Genomic DNA, 19,960 nt, shown 5'->3' with positions numbered 1-19,960 from the left:
CGTGTTCGTCGGTGGCGTCAGCCGTGCGGGTTGGCCGTGTCGCGCAGGGACGCCAGGGCCGAGCCGTACATGCGCGCCTTGATGGTGCCGAGGGTGTCGCCGGCCTTGCTCACCAGTGCCTGGGCGATCTCCACGGCCGTGGCGCGCACGGCGTCCTCATCGACCGCCCGGTCGACGATGCCGACGGCCGCGGCATCCGACCCGCCGTAGCGGCGGGCGGTGACCATGGCCTCGTGCGCGGTCTGCGGCGCCAGCCGGGACTGGATCAGGGCGGACATGCCGGGTGTGAAAGGGATGTTGATGTCGGCCTCGGGCAGACACCAGAAGCCTCGGTCAGCGCGCATGACGCGGAAGTCGTGCGCAAGGGAGAACATCGCTCCGGCGGCGAAGGTGTGCCCCTGGAGTGCGGCCACGGTGATCATCGGGAGCGACAGCACGCGGGCGAAGAGCTGGTGGACGGAGAGGGTGTAGTCGTGGTGCTGGTCGGCGTGAGCGGACAGCCACTCCAGATCCAGGCCGTTGGAGTAGAACTTGCCCGTCGCGGCGGTTACCAGGGCCCGCGGCCCTTCCACATGCTCCACCTCGTCCAAGCCGGCGTTGACCGACGCGATCCAGTCGGGGTGGAAGCGGTTCTCACCGTCTCCGAGATTGAGCACGAAGACGTCGTTCTGGCGGTCAAGGGTGGGCATATGAGCTCCTGTGAAGTGGTGTGTGGTGTGAGGGAACGGTGAGTTGGGCGGTGCCTTGCTCGATCCGGCACATGATCAACGAATCCTTGACCTCTGCGACGACGAAGGCAGCGAGGCTTCGACTCTGCCACTCGGTCGGGCCGTGCTGAGGAAGCAGGGCCGCGAACGCCTCCTGGCTGGCGGGTGAAGTCGGCGGTGGAGCGGGCCGACTGGGGCTGGGGCGCGTCGTTGTCGGCCGCCACGGTGAGGGTGCGCCGCCCCGGCGCTGCTGGAGTGCCACGCTCGGGGGCTTCGGACGCCGTACTCATCAGGCCGCCTCCTCCGCCGCCTCTTCCTCCGGCGCGCCTGGGATCGCTCCCTGGGTGCGCAGCTGGGCGATCTCGGTGGGGCCGAATCCCATCTCGGCAAGGATCTCGTCGGTGTGCTCGCCCAGTTCCGGCGCTCGCTTCGCGGGCACCTTCGTTACGCCTCTCAGGTTGACCGGGCTGTTGACGGTTTCCTCCAGCCCAGCGACCCCTTCCAGCGGTACGACGATGTCGTTCGCGCGCAGCTGAGGGTCCTGCGCGGCCTCCTCCGGCGTCTGAATGAGGCTGTAGGTGATGCGTTCCCGGTGCAGGACGTCCTTCCAGTGGGCGAAGGGCCGTGAGCGGAACTCGGTGTCGAGCAGCTCGCTCACCACGGCGGCGTTCTTGACCAAGGCCTCGATGTCCGCGAAACGGGGATCCTCGAGCAGCTCGGGGTGTCCGATGGCCCGCGTGAGTCTGGGCCAGTGCACGGATGAGGTGGCCAGCATGAACCACCGGCCGTCCGCGGTCCGGTAGGGGTTGGTCAGCGCGTTCACGGGCGCGTTGCGGTCGTGCAGCTCGAACGGCGTGCCGCTGGCGAGCGCGCCGGCCATGAGCGTGCCCGTGGCCCAGACGCCCGTGGCGAGCAACGACGTCCCGACACTTGCCCCCTGTCCCGTCCGCTCACGGTGGTACAGGGCGGTCGCGATCGCGGCGTAGATCGCGATGGCCGATGTGTAGTCGCCGCTGCCCCAGACCGGTACCGTCGGCGGGGCTCCCGCGTCCCGGGTGGAGGCCAGCAGCCCGCTGCGCGACCAGTAGGCGGTCAGGTCGAAGCCGGGCTGCCCGGCGTCGGGACCGGCGTCTCCGAAGCCGGTGATGTCGGCGTAGACGACCCGCGGGTTCCAGCTCGCGACCTCTTCGTAGCCGAGGTGCAGCTTCTCGCGCGTGCCGTGGGGGAAGTTGGTGATCACCACGTCGGCCCACTCGACCAGGCGTTTGAGGATCTCGGTGGTCGCCGGGGACTTCAGGTCGATCACCATGCCGCGCTTGTTGCGGTTGGCGAGGTGCCAGCCGTAGTTGGCCTGTGCCTGGGGACTGGGCGGCACGAAGCTCAGCCGCCGCTGGGGGTCGCCCTGCCCCGGCGGTTCGATCTTGATGACGTCCGCGCCGAAGTCGGAGAGCACGGTGGCCGCGGCCGGTCCCGCGATGTAGGTCGACGCGTCGAGGACCTTCAGGCCGGTGAAGACGGATTCGGTGGTCATTGCGTTCACCCCACGAAGGCGCTGTGGCCGGTGATGGACTTGCCGACGATGAGTGTCTGCATCTGGTGGGTGCCCTCGTAGGAGTAGAGGGCTTCGGCGTCGGAGAAGAACCGGGCGACGTCGTAGTCGAGGAGGATGCCGTTGCCGCCGAAGAGTTCGCGGCACCAGGCGACGACCTCGCGCATGCGGGCCGCGACATACTCCTTGGCCAGTGCGGAGTGTTCATCGCGGAAAATGCCCTGGTCCTGGAGCCGGGCGAGTTGTATCAGCATGCCCCAGGAGGCGGTGATGTTGCCGAGGCTCTTGACCAGCAGGTCCTGCACCATCTGGAACTTGGCGATGGGGCGGCCGAAGGCGATGCGTTCCTTGGCGTAGTCGAGCGCGAGTTCGTAGGCGCCGATCATGACGCCCAGGGCCTGCCAGGCGACCCCGCTGCGCGTCTGGCGCAGGACCTCGGCGACGTCCCGGAAGCCCCTGATGTTCTGCAGCCGGTTGGCCTCCGGCACGCGGACGTCGGCCAGGGTGATCTCGGCGTTCTGCACGATCCGCAGTGCGATCTTGCCTTCGATCTTCTCGGGTTTGAAGCCGGGGGTGCCCTTTTCGACGACGAAGGCCTTCACCTTGTTGTCGTGGACGTCCCGGGCGAAGACCACGACGTAGTCGGCGAAGGTGGCGTTGCCGATCCACTTCTTGGCGCCGTTGATGACCCAGGTATCGCCCTCGCGCTGGGCGGTGGTGCGCATGCCGCCCGATACGTCGGAGCCGCCGAGCGGTTCGGTCAGGGCGAACGCGCCGATCTTCTCCATCGTGGCCATGGCGGGCAGCCACCTGTCGCGCTGCTCCTGGTCGCCGCCGTAGTAGATGGAGTAGAAACCGAGCCCGTTGTGGACGCCGAAGAACGTGGCGACCGAGGCGTCGACGCGGCCCAGCTCCGTGGCGAGCATGCCGCCGAGCAGATGACTGGCGGCCGCCGGGTGCTCGCCGTAGCCCTCGTAGGCCAGGGCGGCCAGCCCGCTGCCGCGGAACTTGTCGATCAGTTCGACGGGGAACTCGGCCTTGCCCCAGTACTCGTTGACCAGCGGCTTGACCTCCTCGCGCAGGAAGGTGCGGGCGTTGAGCAGGATCTTGCGCTCGTCGTCCGAGAGCAGCATCTGATAGCGGTAGAAGTCGGCGGTCAGCAGGTCGTCCAGCGGTGCGGTGGGGGTGGGGATGGTGGTGGTCATCTCAGTTCTCCTTGTGGTGCTGGTTGCGGCGGATGTCTTCCAGGGCGGACAGGACGGCGAGTTGCCTGCGGTCGCGGGCCTCGGCCAGGTCGGCGTAGGGGGTGGAGGCGTACGACTTCTCCACCGCTTGGATGACCCGCTCCTGGTCCTCGGGGGCCTGCGAGGGCTGCCCGAGGTGCATCTGCTGCAGGGACGAGCCGATGTGCTCGCTGATGTGGCGGTACCCGCCGGGCCCGCCGCCCAGGTGCGCGCCCAGGAACGGACCGACCGTCGCCCAGCGGATGCCGAGCGAGTGGGTCACGACGGTGTCCAGGTCCTCGGGAGTCACCACGCCCTGCTGGACGAGGTAGACGCCCTGGCGGCTGAGCGCGTTCTGGAGCCGGTTGCCCACGAACCCGGGAATCTCATGGCGTTCGACCACGGGCGTGCGGCCTACGGCGGTGTAGAAGTCGACGGCCGCCTGTACGGCTTCCTCGGTGGTGCGTTCGCCGGGCACGACCTCGATGAGTGGGAGCAGGTGGGGCGGGTTGAAGGGGTGCCCGATGAGGATGCGGCCCGCGTCTTCGAGCTCCGTCGTGAACGCGGTCGCCGGGATCGCCGACGACGAGCTCAGCAGCAGTGCGTGTCCGGGGGCCTCCCGGACCAGCTGGGCGAACAGCCCCTGCTTGAACGCGACGCGCTCGGGCCCGTTCTCCTGGACGACGTCCGCGTCCCGCACTGCCTCGGTGGTGCCTGCCGTGAGATGTACGCGGTCGGCGAGGCCGTCGGTGTCCAGGCCCTGTGCGGCCAGGTGCGGACCGAACGCAGCAAGCGCCTCGGCGACCGCCTCCGGCAGGTCGGGGCGGGGATCGCTGACATGGACGGTGAGGCCGTGTGCGGCGAACAGTGCCGTCCAGGACAGTCCGATGGTGCCCGCGCCGATCACGGCGGCGGTACGGAATGGGTGCGTCACTGCGCATCTCCCTTCAGGTAGTCGAAGACCGGTTCGACGGGGGCGAGGGTCAGGTCGGTGGAGCGGGGGACCGTCGGCGCATACGCCGGGGTGGTCAGGTGCCGTCGGACGTCTTCGATCCGCATGTCACCGCCCCGTCCACTGCGGGGTCCGGCGCTCGGCGAAGGCGGTCATGCCCTCCCGGACGTCGGCCGAGGCCATCAGCTCGCCTGTCACCGTGCGCTGCGCGGCGAAGGCGTCGGCCTCGGGCGCGCCGTCCGCGGCCCGTACGACCGTCTTCACGGCGGCCAGCGCGAGCGGAGCGTTCGCCGCGAGCTGCTCGGCGAGCAGGAGGGACTTGTTCACCGCCTCATCGGCGGGCACGACCCGGTTGGCCAGGCCCAGTTCACCGGCCCGGCGGCCGCTCACCGGCTCGCCGGTCAGCAGGAACTCCATCGCGAGGTGGTACGGGATGCGCCGGGGCAGCCGGATCGCTCCGCCGCCGGCGGCGATCAGTCCCCGCTTGACCTCCGGCAGGCCGAAGTGCGCGTCTTCCGCGGCCACGATCAGGTCACAGGCCAGGGCCAGCTCGAAACCGCCCCCCATGGCCCAGCCCTCGACGGCGGCGATCAGCGGCTTCGTCCGCTCGGCCTCGGTCACGCCGCCGAATCCGCGGCCCGGGACGTTCGGGGACTCGCCGCGCAGGGCGGCCTTGAGGTCCATGCCGGCGCTGAAGGTGCCGCCGGCGCCGGTCAGCACTCCGGCCCGGAGCCCCGGGTCGGCCTCCAGCTCGTCCAGTGCCCTGGCCAGGAGTGCGGCGACCTCGGCGTTGACGGAGTTGCGTGCCTGCGGGCGATCGATCGTGATCAGCAGGGTTGTGCCCGCCCGGTGGGTGCGCACGTCGGTGGTGCTCATGGGGTGCTTCTCTCAGTGGTGCGGGGAGTGGGGATTCAGTGGTCGGACAGCTCGGCGAGGACGTGGGCGGTGTCCTGGCCCGGTACCGGGGCCAGACGGCGGATCGAACCGGGTGTGGCGGAGAACCGCACCGGGATCCCGATCGTGCGGACCGGTCCCTCGGTCGGGTGGACGACCGTCTCCAGCAGATGGCCGTCGCGGACGTAGGGGTCCTCGTGGGCGTGCTCCGGCTTCAGCAGGGGAGCCATCGGAATGCTGTGCTTGGCGCACACCTCCGCCCACTCCTCAGTGGTCAGCGCCGGGGCACACTCGTCGACCAGCAGGGCCAGGGCGTCAAGGTCGGCCATGTCGATGGCCTGCCCGTTGACCCGGGGGTCCGCGGCGAGGTCCGGTCTCCCGGCGGCGACGAAGAAGTCGCGGAAGTTCTGCGGTGTGTAGGGGACGACGCAGGCCAGGCCGTCCTTGGTGCGCCGCGCCCGGAGCTCCTTCGACATCGACCTTGGATGACCCGTGGGCCCCACGGCCGGCTCGAACTCGTGCCCGGCCAGATGCTCGACCAGGTTGAACGCGAGCAGCGTGTCGGTCATCGGGATCTCGATGTGCTGGCCCTGCCCGGTGCGGCAGCGAGCACGCTGGGGACGATGGTCAGCGCGGAGACCTTGTCCGCGATGATCGTCGGCAGATACACCGGCATGCCCAGCGCGCGGCGGGTGATGTCGACCAGCCCGGAGGCGGCCTGCACGGTCTCGTCGTAGGCGGCGCATCCGGCGCGGTCGGAGTCGCTGCGGAAGCCTTGACCGTGGGCGTAGACCAGGCCCGGATTGCGTGCGGCGACGTCCGCGTAGGTCAGGCCCAGTCGATGCAGCGCGGCCGGTCGCATGTTGGTGATCAGCACGTCCGCCGTGTCGATCAGCTTCAGGGCCTGCTCGTGCTGCCGCGGGATCCTTGAGATCGAGGGTGACACTGCGCTTGTTGCGGTTGACGTTCAGGTTCAGCGCGGTCATGCCCGGCGTGCCGCGATACCGGCCCGCCCGTACGGTGTCGGAAGGCGACTCGATCTTGATCACGTCGGCACCGAGGTCGCCGAGGATCTGGGCCGCGTACGGCCCCATCACCACGGTCGACAGGTCGATCACCCGCACCGTTTCGAGCGGCCCGGCGACGAAGGATTCCGTCATTCTCTCTTCCTTCAGCGTCACGTTTTATTGCTTCTGACACACAACGCTAAATGAGGAGCGGTAGGAGGCGGAATTATCAAAAAGGAAACAGCGGTGTGACCGCAGCGGTCACGCCGCTGATCGAAACGCTTCCGGTGGCGATTTCCGGGGACTCAATCTATGATCACGGGCCCATCGAAAATCTCGCGCGCGGCGGCGACAAGGTCCTTGAGATCGCTGTCGGCGCGGTCGCGGCGCCACACCAGGGCGGTTTCGAGCCGGGGATGGAAGTCCGTGAACGGCAGTACCGTCACGTTCTCCAGCTGATATCCGTGTATCGGATTTTCCGGGGCGAGAATGGAAATGCAAAAGGCCAGGCCGCTGGAAATCACTTCGGATACTCCGTTGTAACCGGTGTCGGTGAGGCACAGTCGATGCCGGACACCGCCCTCTGCCAACGCGCGGTCGAGGACGTCGAAATACGCGACCCTCACCTCCTTGGGCGGGGAGACAAACGCGAGGTCCGCCAGATCGGCGAGGGCGACGGAGTCCCGCCCGGCGAACCGGTCGGCCGGCACCGCCGCCCCCATGCGCTCCGACATCACGCCCACCTGCTCCAGAGCCGGGTCGCTGAACGGCAGCCGGGCCAGCGCGAGCGCGAGTGTGCCTTCGCGGACGCCGGCCACCAGGGCCTGCGTGCTGCCGGGCCAGCGCTGGAGCTCGAAGTGCTCCCGGACGCGTTCGGTGAGCGTGCCGACCCGCGACCGGAGTTCGGGGTGCAGTCCCGGGGGCATGCCGATGAGCACGGTGTCGCGTTGTTCCTGTGTCGCCTCACGCAGCCGCCACGGGATGGAGCTGAACTGGTCGAGTACGTCGCGTGCGATCGGGAGGAGCGCCGAGCCGGTCGGGGTGAGCGTGACACTGCGCGTGTCGCGGTCGAACAGCTGCTGCCCGAGTTCGCGCTCAAGGTCCCTGATGCGCTGACTCAAAGGTGACGTCGCCATGTGGAGCCGCCGGGCTGCAGCCGAGAAGTTCAGCTCCTCGGCAACCGCGACGAAATAGCGCAAATGCAACATTTCCACGTATTCAACGGTAGTCCCGCTCTACCGGCGAAGCCGGGGCCGTTCACGAGAGTGACCAGCGGCCGCAGGGCCGCGCTGAGTGCCTGGCCGGTCGTCGGCGTAGGCGGTTGTCAGCGCCCGCTGGTACTTGACGATCAGCAGGACACAGTCGGCAGGCACCGGCCCCATCACCGAGGCGAGCGACCGCTCAGGGTGTTGCACCGGATCGGGAGAGTGAATGGACCGCCGAGTCCCCGTCCGTGACCGGGTCACAGCCACAGCCGGTGCTCAATCCGCTGACCAGTGCCGCGATTTTCCTGGTGGTCACCATCGCTCCAGTGGGTGAGGAGGAGACGCGGCAGCTGCTGGCCGATCTCGGCTCGTTGGAGCGAGCCTTCGGCTTCGGCGTGCCCGAAGCCGCCTTGAGCCGTGTGGCAGGGATCGGCTCCGATGCCTGGGACCGGCTCTTCGACTCCCCGCGCCCGATGGGACTGCATCCCTTCCGGCCCCTGAGGGGATCCCGGCACAGTGCGGTGTCCACCCCCGGAGACCTGCTCCTCCACCTGCGGGCGACCCGGCTCGACCTGTGCTTCGGGCTCGCCACCGAGATCATGAACCGTCTGCGCGGCGCGGTGACCCTCGAGGACGAGGTACAGGGCTTCAAGTACCTGGACGCGCGCGACCTGCTGGGCTTCGTCGACGGCACCGAGAACCCGGTCGGCACCGTCGCCCGCGAGGCTGTACTGATCGGCGAGGAGGACCCCGGCCACGCCGGCGGCAGCTACGTCATCGTGCAGAAGTACCTGTACGACCTGGACGCGTGGAACGCCCTTCCGGTCGAAGCACAGGAGCGGATCATCGGCCGTACCAAGGCGACCAACCTCGAACTGGACGAGGCCGCCTCTCACGCGAAGTTGAACACCGTCACCGGGCCGGACGGAGAAGAGCAGAAGATCCTGCGTGACAACATGCCCTTCGGCAGCCCCGGCCGTGGCGAGTTCGGCACCTACTTCATCGGCTACGCCCGCACACCTGAAGTGACCGAGCGGATGCTACGCAATATGTTCCTCGGCACACCGGACGCCGCCCACGACCGGAACTCGACTTCTCCACAGCGGTCACCGGCACGCTCTTCTACACACCGTCCGCGGACTTCCTCGACCACCTGCCCGCACCCCCCACGTCCGATGCGAAGCCGGTCGCCCTGGCCGCTGACTGAGAGATGCGCTTCGGTCGCTGCCTACGCAGACGTCAGGCGCGTGTTCGCGCTACCTCCGTCGTCCCGGGGCACTGCCGGCGGATCCTCCCAGAGGGCGTCGCGGATCTGGGCCCTGGCGTGGATGCCGAGCTTGGGGAAGATCTTGTGCAGGTGGTAGCCGACGGTCCGGGGCGAAAGATAGAGCCGGGCCGCGATGTCGCGGTTGGTCAGGCCCTGGGCGGCCAGTTCGGCGATCTGCCGTTCCTGTGCGGTGAGCTCGCTCGCCGCACTCGCGGTCGTCGCTGTTGCCGCCGTGACTCCCGCCGCCCGCAGTTCCGCCGCTGCGCGATCAGTCCAGGGCCGGGCATCGAGACGCTCGAAGCACTCCAGTGCCGCGCTGAGGTGCGGGCGTGCCTCGGCGCTGCGGCGCCGGCGGCGCAGCCACTCACCGAAGTCGAGCTGCGTGAGTGCCTTCTCGAAGGGCCAGCAGTCGACGGCGGAGTCGGCGAGGGCGGCGCGGAAGTGCCCCTCGGCGTCCCCGGCGTCACTCAGCAGGGCGGCGGACCGGTGCAGGACGGCGGCCAGCCGGGGGGACCTGTCGGATTCCAGCCCGTGCTCGACGGCGTCGACCACTGTGCGCGCGTCGTCCGTCCGCCCGGCACGGACCGCCGCGGCGGCCAGGTCGCCCAGGTAGTAGACGGAGGCGTGGTAGTGGACGGGAGCGGGGCGGAAGTCTCGGGTGAAGGTCGCGCGCAGCTGCTCGTAGGCCTCGGCGTGGTCTCCGGCGGCGAACGCGGCCATTCCCATGGCGTGCCGATGCCGGACCTGAAGGCTCAGGGATCTGCGCAGGTCGACGCCGTGTACGGCTTCCATCGCCTGTGTCCGCGCGGCAGCATGCTCACCCTGCAGCGCGCGCAGCGTGGCCTGGAGGATGCAGGCGCCCACGGTCACGTTGTCGGCTCCCGCTTCCGTCGCCATCCAGAACGCCTCGTCAGCCGTGGACTGGGCCGCCGTCCATGAGCCGCTCTCGAACAGGGCGAGGGCGAGCGCCTGCGTGACGGTCGCGTTCGTGCCCGCGCTTCCCGCGCGTCGTATGACGTCCATGGCCCGACGGAGAATGCGAACGGCCTCCTCGGTCTCGTCCAGGATCCAGGCGGCGCCGCCGACCGCAGTGAGATTCCCGAGCGAATCCTGCGACATGGCGGCCAGTCCGCTCTTCAAGAGCCCCATCATCCGGGCCCGCTGGTGAAGCGGGTCGATGACCGCCTGTGCCCAGGCGAGGGCGGCGGGATCGTCGGCTTCGCCGATCAGATCACTGATCCTTTGCAGTTCCGCCCGGTAGAACGGCGCCCCAGAGTTGTAGACGGACGTCGCGGCGGTGCTCAGGGTGCCCAGCGCCAGGTCCGGAGCCGAGGCGGTAGTGGCTTCGGCGACGCCGAGCAGCAGCGTCAGCGCCTCCTCATGGCGGAGCGTGACCCCGAGGGCCCACCCGCCCAGGAGGGAAGCTTCGGCGCGCAGCCGTGGGTTCTCGGTCAGGTCGTCGACGCGCCCGCTGATCTCCCCGACCCACTGGGGGTGGCCGGCGAACATGGCCGCCTGTGCCGCCATCAACAGGCGCCGGGCGCGCAGCTCCGGTGCCGGGGTCAGTTCCGCGGCACGTTCCAGCGCTGCTGCGGCCGTCGCGTACGCGCCCCGGGCACGGGCGCGCTCGGCGCTCTCCGCCAGGGCGTCGGCGACTTCCGCCTCCTGACCCGTCGCCGCGGCGGCCAGATGCCAGGCGCGGCGGTCCGGGTCCCCGGCGAGGGCCGAAGCCAGTGCGAGGTGGGCATGTCGGCGCTCGGAGAAGGAAGCTGCTTGGCAGACGGCCGAGCGGACCAGCGGATGGCGCAACAGCACCTGGCCGTCAGAGACCCGGACCAGCCCGACGCGCTCCGCGGGGGCCAGCGCCTGGACGACGTCCAACGACGGAGCGGCGCGCAGAAGATCGGCCAGTTGCGCCGTTCCCGCGGCGGCGACCAAGAGCAGTGCCTCACGTGTCGGCTCGGGCAGGCCGGGAAGGTCAGCGGCGAACAGGTTCTCCAGGCGCGCCGTGAGCGGGAGGGCGGCGCCGCCGTCCTGACCGGTGGCCGTCCAGCCCCGGGCGAGGGCTCGGGGCAACTCGATCAGGGCCAGCGGGTTGCCGGCAGCCTGCTGGAGGATCTGGGTGCGGGTCCTGCCACGGGGCGGGTTCGGCTGGGCGTCCAGGAGCAGCCCTGCCGCGGCCCGGCTCAGCGGGCCGACGGTCACCTGCGGGAAGTCCCGGTCGAAGCGGGCAGGCACGGCCTCCTCACGTGCGGCGAACAGCATCACCACAGGCTTGCCCTCCAGGCGTCGGGCGAGGAAGGCCAGGACATCCACCGAGCCGAGATCGAGCCACTGAGCGTCGTCCACCAGGAGGAGCAGCGGTTGGCGTGCGGCGGCGTCGCCGAGGAGCGCGAGCGCGCTGACGCACAGCGACAACTGGTCGAGTGTGACCTCACCCTGCGCCGCCGCCGTCCCGAAGGCGCGGTCGAGGGTCTCCCGCTGTTGGGCAGGCAGCCCGTCACCGGGAAGCAGCGGATGCAGGAGCTGGTGGACACCGGAGAGCCCCAGTCCGGCTTCGCCCTCGCTGCCGCGCACACGCAGAGTCCGCAGGCCACGGGCGCGGGCGTGCTCGGCCGTCCAGTCGACGAGGGTGGTCTTGCCGGCGCCCGGCTCCCCGATCAGCACCAGCACCTGCGGGCCGGTGCCGTCCACCGCCCCGAGCAGGGCCTCCAGGCGGGACAGCTCGGCAGCTCTGCCCAGGATGCTCGGGGCGGCGGGGTAGGCGGCGCCAGCGTGCGTCACGGATCTTCTCCTCAGCCGGTGATCATGACGCCGGTCATCCTGCCAGCCGCAACCGAGCGGACGCGCAGCAGTTGCCGCAGAGCCGGCCGCTCGCGGTCCCGAGGGAGGTCAGGACCGGGAGAGGAGGACGACTGGTCATGTGACAGAAGCGTCGCGAGCCCGTCGATCCGAGTATGGCCCTGGCCAGGGAACATGCCCACAGCCGTGGGCGACCGAGCAGGTCCGGAGTACGTGTATGAGGGTCCCCCCGTTCCGGTGGGCGGCCGGTGAGGGAGCCGTCGCCCGGCCCCGCCGTGCGGCGACGGCGCCTCCCCTCGGGCGAGACAGCGAGATCGAGCGGATCCTGCGGTGCGTGACGGGCAAGCCCGGGAGTCCCCAGGCGCTGCTGCTGCTCGGGGAGGAGGGGATCGGACGTACCACGTTGCTCCGCCATGCCCGGGAACTCGCCACCGGCGACGGCGTGCTCGTGCTGTGGGCACAGGGCTGGGCCGCGGACCGGCGGGGCGCTCGGGCCTGCCTGCAACAGCTGCTCGCGCCGGTCCTGGGCGAGCTGCCCACGCTGCCCACCGCGCACGGCGAGGTGCTGAGCGCCGCCGTAGACTCCGCCGCCGCGGACTCCGGGCCGAACGACGCACAGGTGCAGGCCGCCATGGTGGCCTTGCTGGACCGACTCGCCACGTCCCGTCCGGTACTGGTGTGCGTGGACGACGCTCATGTCTGCGACCGCGCCTTCCTCGACGCGCTCTACACCGGGACCCGGCTCCTGACCGGCCGCCCGGTCAGAAGCCTGCTCGCCGCACGCGGCGACACGCTCCTGCCCGGCATGCCTCCTGACATGGAATGCCTGTATCTGGGCCCACTGAGCGACCCGTCGGCCGCGACGCTGCTCGACCGACAGCCCGCAGCGCCCAGAGGCAGGCGCAGACTGGAGCTCCTGGCGGAGGCCGAGGGCAATCCCCTGGCTCTGGTAGAACTGAGCCGCCGTGTGCCGCCGCCCGCCCGAGCGGGACTGCCCCGCGTCGGACCGGCGCGGCGCCCGCCCACAGCGCACGTCTTCAGGACACGACTCGATGCGCTTCCCCCCGAAACAGCGCGGGCCCTGCTGTACGCAGCGGCCGCGGGGCCCCGCGAGACCATCGCCTCCGTCATGGCCGCCCTGGACACCGACGACTTGGCGGTGTGGGCCCCTGCGGAGGCGGCAGGCCTGGTCGTACTGGCCGAGGATCGCCTCGTCTTCCGGCATCCGCTCGCACGGTCGGCCGCGCTCTCACGGCATCCGGTAGGTGAGCGGCACCAGGCGCATCTGGACCTCGCCCGGGCGGCCGGGCACCCGGAAGTCAGGGCCCGTCATTGGGCCGCTGCCACTGTCGGGACCAGCGAATCCGTGGCCGCCGCACTCGAGGACTCCGCCTGGCGGCGCGGGGACGCCGTGGATGCCGCGTGCGCCCTGGAACAGGCGGCCCGACTCAGCCCTCAGCGGCAGGAGAGCACCCGCCGACTCGCCGAGGCCCTGGTGGCAGCGCATGCGGTGGGAGACCCTGGCTGGGTGCGGGATCTGCACCGTAGGTTCGTCGAGGACTCCACAGCTGCAGGACTCGCCTGTGTCGCGGCCGGTGCCCTGGCCTCGGCCCTGTCCCAGGAGGCCTCCCAAAGGGACGCCTTCGACGTCCTGGAGAACATCTCGGAGCAGTTCCCCGAGGTCGGCCGTTCCGCCGCACTCGCGCTCACGTCCCTGGCCGCGGGCATAGCCGCCCAGTCCGGTCTGCCGGAACACATCGCGGCTCTGTCCACGCTGCTCGACCGTGCCCGAGAGGCCGACCGCGCCGACCGGCGCCGCCCCCCGGTGACCAGGCCACTGGACCGCCTGGACACGCCGGACGCACAGAAGGCACTGGAGGCGCTGGTCACCACGGTCATCCGGCCTCAGGCCGCCGCCCATCTCCTGCCGAGTCTGGTCCGCCCGCACAGTGCGCTGCTGGACGCCCCGGACACGCTGGCCTGCCGGATGGCGGTCGCCTCGCTGGCCTACTACGCGGACGAGGCGGACATGTGCCTGGGGCAGCTTCGCAAGGCCGACACCCAGCTCCGGGTCTCTCGTGCTTTCGGTATCCGCGCCTGGTCGGTCCTGCCCCTCCTGGACACCCTCGTGGACACCGGGCGGTTCACCGAGGCCGAACCCTTGATCCGGGAAGCCGGGGCCGAGGCCGCGGTGCTGCGCCTGCCGCGCCTCCAGGCGGACCTGGAAGCGCAGGCCCTCACTCTGCTGGCGCTGCGCGGAACCGTACCGCCGGAGCCCTGGCTCACCCCTTCCGTCTGGTGTGCCGTCAGCCTGGACGAGAACCGGGCCACGCACGCACGCCTGCTGCGGGCCCGAGGATGTGCATCCATCGCGCTCGGGGACTGGGACGGGGCCTGGCGGCACCTGCGCGAGCTGTTCACCGCCGACGGCTCGCCACTGCACCCCTTCCTGTCGCCTCGCAGCATCGCCGAGCTCGCCGCCACAGCCCGACGGACCGGCCGGTCGAAGGAGATCGTGCCGATCCTGGAGAGAATCCGGGCCGAGCAGGGAGAACGCCCGAGCACCAGGATGACGTTGCTGCTGCACCATGCCACCGCCCTGGTCGACCCCGACGACGCCGAGAGGTATTTCCACCTCGCCCTGGTCAACCACGAGGCGGACCGATGGCCGTGGGAGCGTGCGCACGCCCGCCTCAACTACGGTGTGTGGCTACGCCGTTGCCGTCGGACACGTGAGGCGCGTCAGCAGCTGACCACGGCGCTGGAAACCGCCGAACGCCTCGGCGCCGGCGCCCTCGCGGCAGCCGCCGGGCGCGAACTGCGAGCCAGCGGAGCGGCACCCACCCCCGCAGCCGAAAGCCCGTTGGCGCAGTTGACGGCACAGCAGCGACAGATCGTCCGGATGGCCGCACGCGGCCTTTCGAATCGTGAGATCGGTGCACAGCTCTTTCTCTCGCCGCGCACCGTGGGCTCGCACCTGTACAACGTCTATCCCAAGCTCGGCGTCAGCCGCCGCCAACAACTGCGTGACCTGCTTGAAGACAGATGAGGCGGGAACCGGTCGGTTCGGTACGGACCCGCAGCCGAGCGGCGCGGCCCAGCCAGAGGAGAGTGCGCGATGCAGGGAGGCACCGGCGATCGGCCGGACGGTGAATCCCACACGGAGATCGACCTCGACCCCGTGGTGCGGCGTCTCGTCACCGCGTCCGCCACGCCACCGTCGCTCGACGACCTCGGCCCTGAGACGGGACGGCAGGCGCTGAGGGAGACCCAGGTGGACCGCTTTGAGGACTTCGGCGTGGACGCGGTGTTCCGTGTGGCGTCCGTCGGCCCCTCCGGGTTGCTGGGATTCTGGACCGTCCGCCCGGCTGGTGCGACCGGCCCGCTCCCCACCCTCCTGTACCTGCACGGCGGCCGGTGGACGCTCGGCGACGCGCAGACCCACGCCGGCCTCATCAGCGGACTCGTCACCGGCGCAGGCGTGTGCGCCGTGGTCCCCGAGTACAGTCGTACCCCCGAGGCGCGCTATCCGGTCGCGCTGGAGGAGTGCTACGCCCTGCTGGCCTGGGCGGTCTCCCAGGCCGACGAACTCGGACTGGACATACGCCGGCTGGCCGTGGCGGGTGACTGCGCCGGGGCCACCCTGGCCGCCGCCGTGACCATGTTGGCGAAGTCCCGGAGCGGGCCGCGGATCAGCGCACAGTTGCTCTACTACCCGCTCACCGACTCCCGCTGCGGCAGCCCTTCGCAACGGCAGTTCGCCACCGGATACCTGCTCACCCGTCGAGCGCTGCGCACATACTGGGCGCGGTACGTCGCCGACCCGGCCCTGTGGGCCGAGCCCACCGTGTCACCGCAGCGTGCACGGACGGAGGACCTGGTGGGACTGCCGCCGGCTCTGGTCGTCACCGCCGAGGCCGACGTGGCCCGTGACGAGGGAGAGCAGTACGCACGGAACCTGTGTGCGGCCGGTGTCGAGGCCTCCGCCGTACGATTCCTCGGCACGGTCCACGATTTCGTCGCGCTGCACGCGCTGCGGGACAGCGCGCCCACCCGAGCGGCGCTCGTGGCCGGTTGCGCCTTCCTACGTGCCCGTCTGTGCTGACGGGCGCCACATACGGCTGAGGACCAGTCGGCCGACTGATGCGTGCGCCGGCACCCTCACGCCACGCTGGCGGTATGCCAACCGTCATCGGCTCCTTCGAGGAGAGACGCTGGTGCCCGGCCGCCCCCGCGAGTCCGCGAGCCCGGATGCTGAGCACTCGCTCGGTTCCGCCGCGCGAGAGCCTGGACTTCTGGCACGACGCCGTACTCGCCACGCTCGTAGGGATGGACATCACCACCGAAGGCCGGACCTACGACGCGGCCATGCGCACCGACCACCTCGGAGATCTGCAGATCACCACGGTGGAGTGCGACCCGGGCCGCGTGCACCGGGCACCGCGCTTCATCGCTCGCGGCGACGGGCGGGACGTCTTCGTGGCCCTCCAGAGCACCGGTCGGGCACAGGTCGAACAGGACGGCCGCACGACCGAGTTGCGGGCCGGAGACATCGGGTTCTTCGAGACCGTCCGGCCCTTCCGCACCACATTCCCGGAACGCTTCCAACTGAAGATCTTCGCGGTCCCGCGAGTCCTGATCGAGCGGTCGGAGGCCGACCTGCGCCGCCTCACGGCGCGGGCCGTGCGCCCGAGCAGCGGTCTGCCCGCCCTGCTCGCGCCCCTGCTGGAGCGACTGGCGGACACCTCCGAGGTCTACGCGACACCGGTGGCCGAGCGAATGGCCGAGGGCGTCATCGACCTGATCGCTGCCGTCGCGGCGGACCAACTGGACGAGGATCCCGCCGAACTGCCGGGCGCCGACCGTGTCCTGCTGCTGCGGGTCAAGACCTTCATCCGATGGCACCTGTCGGACCCCGGACTGAACCCCCAGGTCATCGCCCGTGCACACAGCATCTCCGTCCGCCATCTGCACCGGATGTTCGAGGCCGAGGACACCACCTTGTGCCAGTGGATCCGCGAGCTGCGCCTGCACGAGTGCCGCAAGGAACTCGCCGCACAGGCACCGGGATCCGTCAGCCTGGGCCAGGTCGCGCGACGCTGGGGGTTCACCAGTCCCGCCCGGTTCAGCAAGGCCTTCCGCAGCTCCTTCGGTCAGTCCCCTACTGAATGGCTCGACCGAGAGCGCACAAGCCGGGCGGCGGGGGACGCGCTGTGCTGACGGGATCGCCGGCCACCCCCGGCCAGGGCATGTCCTTCTCCACCCGGAACCTCGCTCCCGGCGACCGGGTCGCTGCCTGGCAACGCGCGCTCTCGCAGGTTTTCGTGGACGTCGAGGTCACCGTGGAGCGCGGCCGCTCGTGGTCGGGCGAGCTGGCCGCCGAACGACTGGGGGCCCTCCAGATCGCCACCGAGGAGTTCGGCCCGGGAACGATCCTTCGCAGCGCCCGGTCGGTGGCTGCCGACCACCGTGCCCACATCCTGGTGCGTCAGCAACTGGACGGCACCGCAATCGTGTTGCAGGACGGCCGTACCGCGGAAGTCCTGCCGGGTCGCCTGACGTTCCACGATGCGCGGCGGCCGTTCAGGATCGTGCTGCCGCAGCGGCAGCGGGCCCGGATCCTCATGATGCCCCGGGCACTGCTGCGCCTGGAGGAAGGGCAGTTGTCCGCCCTCACCGCCACAGTGGTGGACGAAGCCGGGCAGGGAGCGGCGGCCCTGCTGCTGCCGGTGCTGCGCGGACTGGTCGAAGAGGTCACCAGGGCCACGACGGCCAGACGCGAACAGCTCGCCCGCGTCGCCGCGGAGCTCCTGGCCACCGTGGCAGTGGAACAGGTCGGCAGACGACCCGAGCCGACGCTGTGGGAGCGGATCACGATGTCCGTCCAGGCCCGGTTGGGAGAACCCGGACTCGGCCCGCAGGACATCGCCGACCAGCACGGCGTGTCCCTGCGCTATCTGCACCGGCTCTTCCAGTCGCACGGCACCACCGTCAACGCCTGGGTGCGGACGCGACGGCTGGCGGCGGCACGTGAGGAACTCGCCCGTCCCGGCGCGGCCCACAGCTCGATCGCGACGGTGGCGGCCCGCTGGGGGTTCACCAGTGCCTCCCACTTCAGCCGGGCTTTCCGCGACACGTTCGGCATGTCACCGGCGCAGTGGCGCAGTGCCGCCACGGGGACCGACCCGCTTCCGGCAGTGCGCTGGGGGACCGAACTCCCTGCATCGTCGGGCAATCCGGAACACCTGGGATTCCTAGGCTGAACAGTGAGAGAAACCGTACGGCACGACACAGGGAGACCGGCATGCCCGACGACCCCACGACCACGGGAACGGTGTTCGAGCCGGAGGCCCGGGCCTTCGCCGAGGCCACGGCGCTGCGCACCGCACTGCTGCAGGACCGACTCGTCCACAGCTGACGGGCGCGGTGCGGACATGAAACCTCCGAACGTGAAACCACACCTCAGCGAGTGGAGCTGGCAGAGCCGGGCAGCGTGCCGCGGCATGGACACCTCGGTCTTCTTCTCACCGGTGGGCGAGCGGGGAGCCGGCCGGCGCGACCGAGAACAGCGAGCCCAGTCGATCTGCGGCACCTGTCCGGTGCGCCGCGCCTGCGCCGCCTTCGCCCTGCGGACCGGCCAGACACACGGAGTGTGGGGAGGCCTCACAGAGTCCGAGCGTCAAACCGGCGCGCCGGGCCGGTGACGCCGGTCCCGCTCTGAGGTCAACACCTGGGACGCTGAGCGCAGGATCGCTTCCGGGTACGGCTGCTGAGACGGTCGGGAACTCGGCCCGGACCGTGCGGCCATCCGGTACGCCGTCGGACAAGAAGGCGTGCACTGTCGGCGCACCGGCGACGGTGACGCCCGGATACGTTGGCGTCGTAGCACCGCCCGGCAGAACCGAACGCCGCGCGGCAGGCCGCTGATGCCGGCAGCAGTCTCCTACGGAGGATCACCGCGTGAACACAGAAGAGCCGCCCTCGGACCACGGCCACCCTCACATCCGGCACATCATGGACCGGATGACCGAGCACCACCGCCGCGCTCAGTCCGAGCGTGAGGAGGCCGCGTTGGAGGACGCGATCGACGGAGCGGCATTCGACCTGGCGGCCGACATCGCACATCCCGCGGCCGGCCACGAGGCATCCGGGTACGACGTGGAGACGGACCTCGGCGTCCAGCCGCAGTAGCCTTGTCCTGGGCACGTCCTGGGCACGTCCTGGGACGCACGAGCAAGACGCTGACCACCAGGGGCCCGCGGCAGCGAAAAGCGCCCCCGGAGGACGGGAGCGCTTTTCCAGAGGAGCGACCGGTTCAGAGGGCGTTCGACCACGTCCGGTCCGCCCAGTCGGCGAAGCGAGTCCAGCGGATCTGCGGATGGGCGTCGTGGAGGGCGGGGATGTCGACGCGGTAGCCGGGGCCGTTCAGAAACGTCCACATCGCGTGCATGTCCGGATCGTCGATCGCCGTCAGCGGTACCCGCTCATGGCGGACCTCCCGCCCCAATGCCGCGCCCAGTGCGGCCGCCATCTGCGTGGGCGTGGGTGCGTCGCCGGCCAGCTCGATGCGCTGTCCTACGAAGAGAGCAGGGCTGAGCAGCACTTCCGCCGCGAACGCCCCGAGGTCGGGGCGGGCCAGCTGCTGCAACGGCCGATCGGGTGGCAGCGGCAGATCGAGAACTCCGCCGAGAATGCGCTCCGCTCCACCGATCGCGTTGTCGAAGAAATACGTCGGTCCCAGAATCGTGTACGGGATATCGCCTGCGGCCAGCTCCGCTTCGATGCGCGCTTTGCTGTCGAAATGCGGTACCCCGCTCTCCTGGTCGGCCCCGGCCACCGAGCTGAACACGAGATGCGGAACGCGCTCCTGCGTCGCGGCGGAGAGGATGGCCCGCCCCTGGCTCACCTCCGCCTCCACGCCGGCCTCGAAGGGAGTGGTGAAGGCGAAGACACCCGTCACCCCTCGCATCGCCGCAGCGAGCGACTCACGGTCGCTCAGGGATCCCGCCACCACATCGACACCCTGGTCGGCCAGTTCCCGCGCGGCTCCGCGGTGGGGGTCACGTACCAGCGCCCGGATCCGGGCCCCTCGGCCCAGCAACGTGTCGGTCACGGCCCTGCCCTGCCCGCCGGTCGCGGCAAGCACCAAGATGGGTTCGTCGGCCATCGAAGAACTCCCTTCCTCGCAGACGATCCGTAAGTGATCTTCTGCCGTTTCCACGGTAACCAGCCCTTCTGGACGACACGCCTACGGCGCCCAGAGGAGCGAGAAGAGGGCGCCGGCAGACTCGTCCTGGTGCACGCACAGTCATCACGACCGTGCGACTCCGCTCCCGTCCGCCGGACGGCATACC

Annotated in this window: 15 protein-coding genes and 2 pseudogenes; 7 read left to right on the top strand and 10 right to left on the bottom strand. The window is 70.4% G+C overall.

Going from position 1 to position 19,960, the window contains the following annotated elements:
• Positions 1-17: 17 nt before the first annotated feature.
• From AB0L95_RS25245 to AB0L95_RS25210, 8 genes and pseudogenes are all read right to left on the bottom strand, one after another.
• The gene (locus AB0L95_RS25245; protein ID WP_365164757.1) at positions 18-689 is read right to left on the bottom strand and encodes an enoyl-CoA hydratase-related protein; all 672 of its coding nucleotides are present in this window, start codon (positions 687-689) and stop codon (positions 18-20) included.
• Between the two features lie 307 nt (positions 690-996).
• On the bottom strand, positions 997-2,238 hold the full coding sequence (locus tag AB0L95_RS25240; RefSeq protein ID WP_365164754.1) for a CoA transferase: 1,242 nt from the start codon (positions 2,236-2,238) through the stop codon (positions 997-999).
• Positions 2,239-2,243: 5 nt separating this feature from the next.
• The gene (locus AB0L95_RS25235; RefSeq protein WP_365164752.1) at positions 2,244-3,461 is read right to left on the bottom strand and encodes an acyl-CoA dehydrogenase family protein; all 1,218 of its coding nucleotides are present in this window, start codon (positions 3,459-3,461) and stop codon (positions 2,244-2,246) included.
• Position 3,462: 1 nt separating this feature from the next.
• Positions 3,463-4,413: a 3-hydroxyacyl-CoA dehydrogenase NAD-binding domain-containing protein gene (locus tag AB0L95_RS25230; protein WP_365164749.1), complete on the bottom strand. Its 951-nt coding sequence runs from the start codon at positions 4,411-4,413 to the stop codon at positions 3,463-3,465.
• A complete protein-coding gene (locus AB0L95_RS25225) occupies positions 4,410-4,538 on the bottom strand; it encodes a hypothetical protein (protein ID WP_365164746.1) in 129 nt (42 codons plus the stop codon). Before AB0L95_RS25225 ends, AB0L95_RS25230 begins: the two co-directional genes overlap by 4 nt.
• 1 nt (position 4,539) lies before the next feature.
• The gene (locus tag AB0L95_RS25220; protein WP_365164744.1) at positions 4,540-5,307 is read right to left on the bottom strand and encodes a crotonase/enoyl-CoA hydratase family protein; all 768 of its coding nucleotides are present in this window, start codon (positions 5,305-5,307) and stop codon (positions 4,540-4,542) included.
• 35 nt (positions 5,308-5,342) lie between these two features.
• Positions 5,343-6,485: pseudogene (locus tag AB0L95_RS25215) on the bottom strand (CoA transferase).
• Positions 6,486-6,637: 152 nt separating this feature from the next.
• The gene (locus AB0L95_RS25210) at positions 6,638-7,540 is read right to left on the bottom strand and encodes a LysR family transcriptional regulator (RefSeq protein ID WP_365164886.1); all 903 of its coding nucleotides are present in this window, start codon (positions 7,538-7,540) and stop codon (positions 6,638-6,640) included.
• Positions 7,541-7,785: 245 nt separating this feature from the next.
• Here AB0L95_RS25210 and AB0L95_RS25205 point away from each other — a divergent pair.
• Positions 7,786-8,744, top strand: a pseudogene (locus tag AB0L95_RS25205) (Dyp-type peroxidase).
• A gap of 21 nt (positions 8,745-8,765) precedes the next feature.
• On the opposite strand, the gene AB0L95_RS25200 reads toward AB0L95_RS25205, so the two are convergent.
• Complete coding sequence (locus AB0L95_RS25200; protein ID WP_365164742.1) at positions 8,766-11,588, bottom strand: LuxR family transcriptional regulator; 2,823 nt, start codon at positions 11,586-11,588, stop codon at positions 8,766-8,768.
• A gap of 235 nt (positions 11,589-11,823) precedes the next feature.
• Between AB0L95_RS25200 and AB0L95_RS25195 the strand changes: the two genes are divergently transcribed.
• The 6 genes from AB0L95_RS25195 to AB0L95_RS25170 all read left to right on the top strand — a co-directional run bounded on the left by AB0L95_RS25195 (position 11,824) and on the right by AB0L95_RS25170 (position 18,797).
• Positions 11,824-14,655: a LuxR family transcriptional regulator gene (locus AB0L95_RS25195; protein ID WP_365164740.1), complete on the top strand. Its 2,832-nt coding sequence runs from the start codon at positions 11,824-11,826 to the stop codon at positions 14,653-14,655.
• Positions 14,656-14,724: 69 nt separating this feature from the next.
• Positions 14,725-15,711 (top strand): alpha/beta hydrolase, encoded by a 987-nt coding sequence (locus tag AB0L95_RS25190; protein WP_365164738.1) that lies wholly within the window; start codon positions 14,725-14,727, stop codon positions 15,709-15,711.
• Between the two features lie 74 nt (positions 15,712-15,785).
• Positions 15,786-16,826 (top strand): helix-turn-helix domain-containing protein, encoded by a 1,041-nt coding sequence (locus AB0L95_RS25185; RefSeq protein WP_365164736.1) that lies wholly within the window; start codon positions 15,786-15,788, stop codon positions 16,824-16,826.
• A complete protein-coding gene (locus AB0L95_RS25180; protein ID WP_365164734.1) occupies positions 16,820-17,869 on the top strand; it encodes a helix-turn-helix domain-containing protein in 1,050 nt (349 codons plus the stop codon). Before AB0L95_RS25185 ends, AB0L95_RS25180 begins: the two co-directional genes overlap by 7 nt.
• Positions 17,870-18,040: 171 nt before the next feature.
• Positions 18,041-18,310, top strand: a complete 270-nt coding sequence (locus AB0L95_RS25175) for a WhiB family transcriptional regulator (protein WP_365164732.1) — start codon at positions 18,041-18,043, stop codon at positions 18,308-18,310.
• Positions 18,311-18,566: 256 nt separating this feature from the next.
• Entirely contained in the window at positions 18,567-18,797 is a 231-nt protein-coding gene (locus tag AB0L95_RS25170; RefSeq protein ID WP_365164730.1) for a hypothetical protein, read from the top strand.
• 124 nt (positions 18,798-18,921) lie between these two features.
• Here the strand turns inward: AB0L95_RS25170 and AB0L95_RS25165 are convergent, their stop codons facing one another.
• Positions 18,922-19,773, bottom strand: coding sequence for an NmrA/HSCARG family protein (locus AB0L95_RS25165; protein WP_365164728.1), 852 nt, complete (start codon positions 19,771-19,773; stop codon positions 18,922-18,924).
• Positions 19,774-19,960: the final 187 nt, after the last annotated feature.

The sequence above is a fragment of the Streptomyces sp. NPDC052036 genome (assembly GCF_040680495.1).
GTDB lineage: Bacteria > Actinomycetota > Actinomycetes > Streptomycetales > Streptomycetaceae > Streptomyces.
The sequence above is the reverse complement of the archived record's forward strand: the minus strand, read 5'-3'. Positions and strand labels throughout refer to the sequence as shown.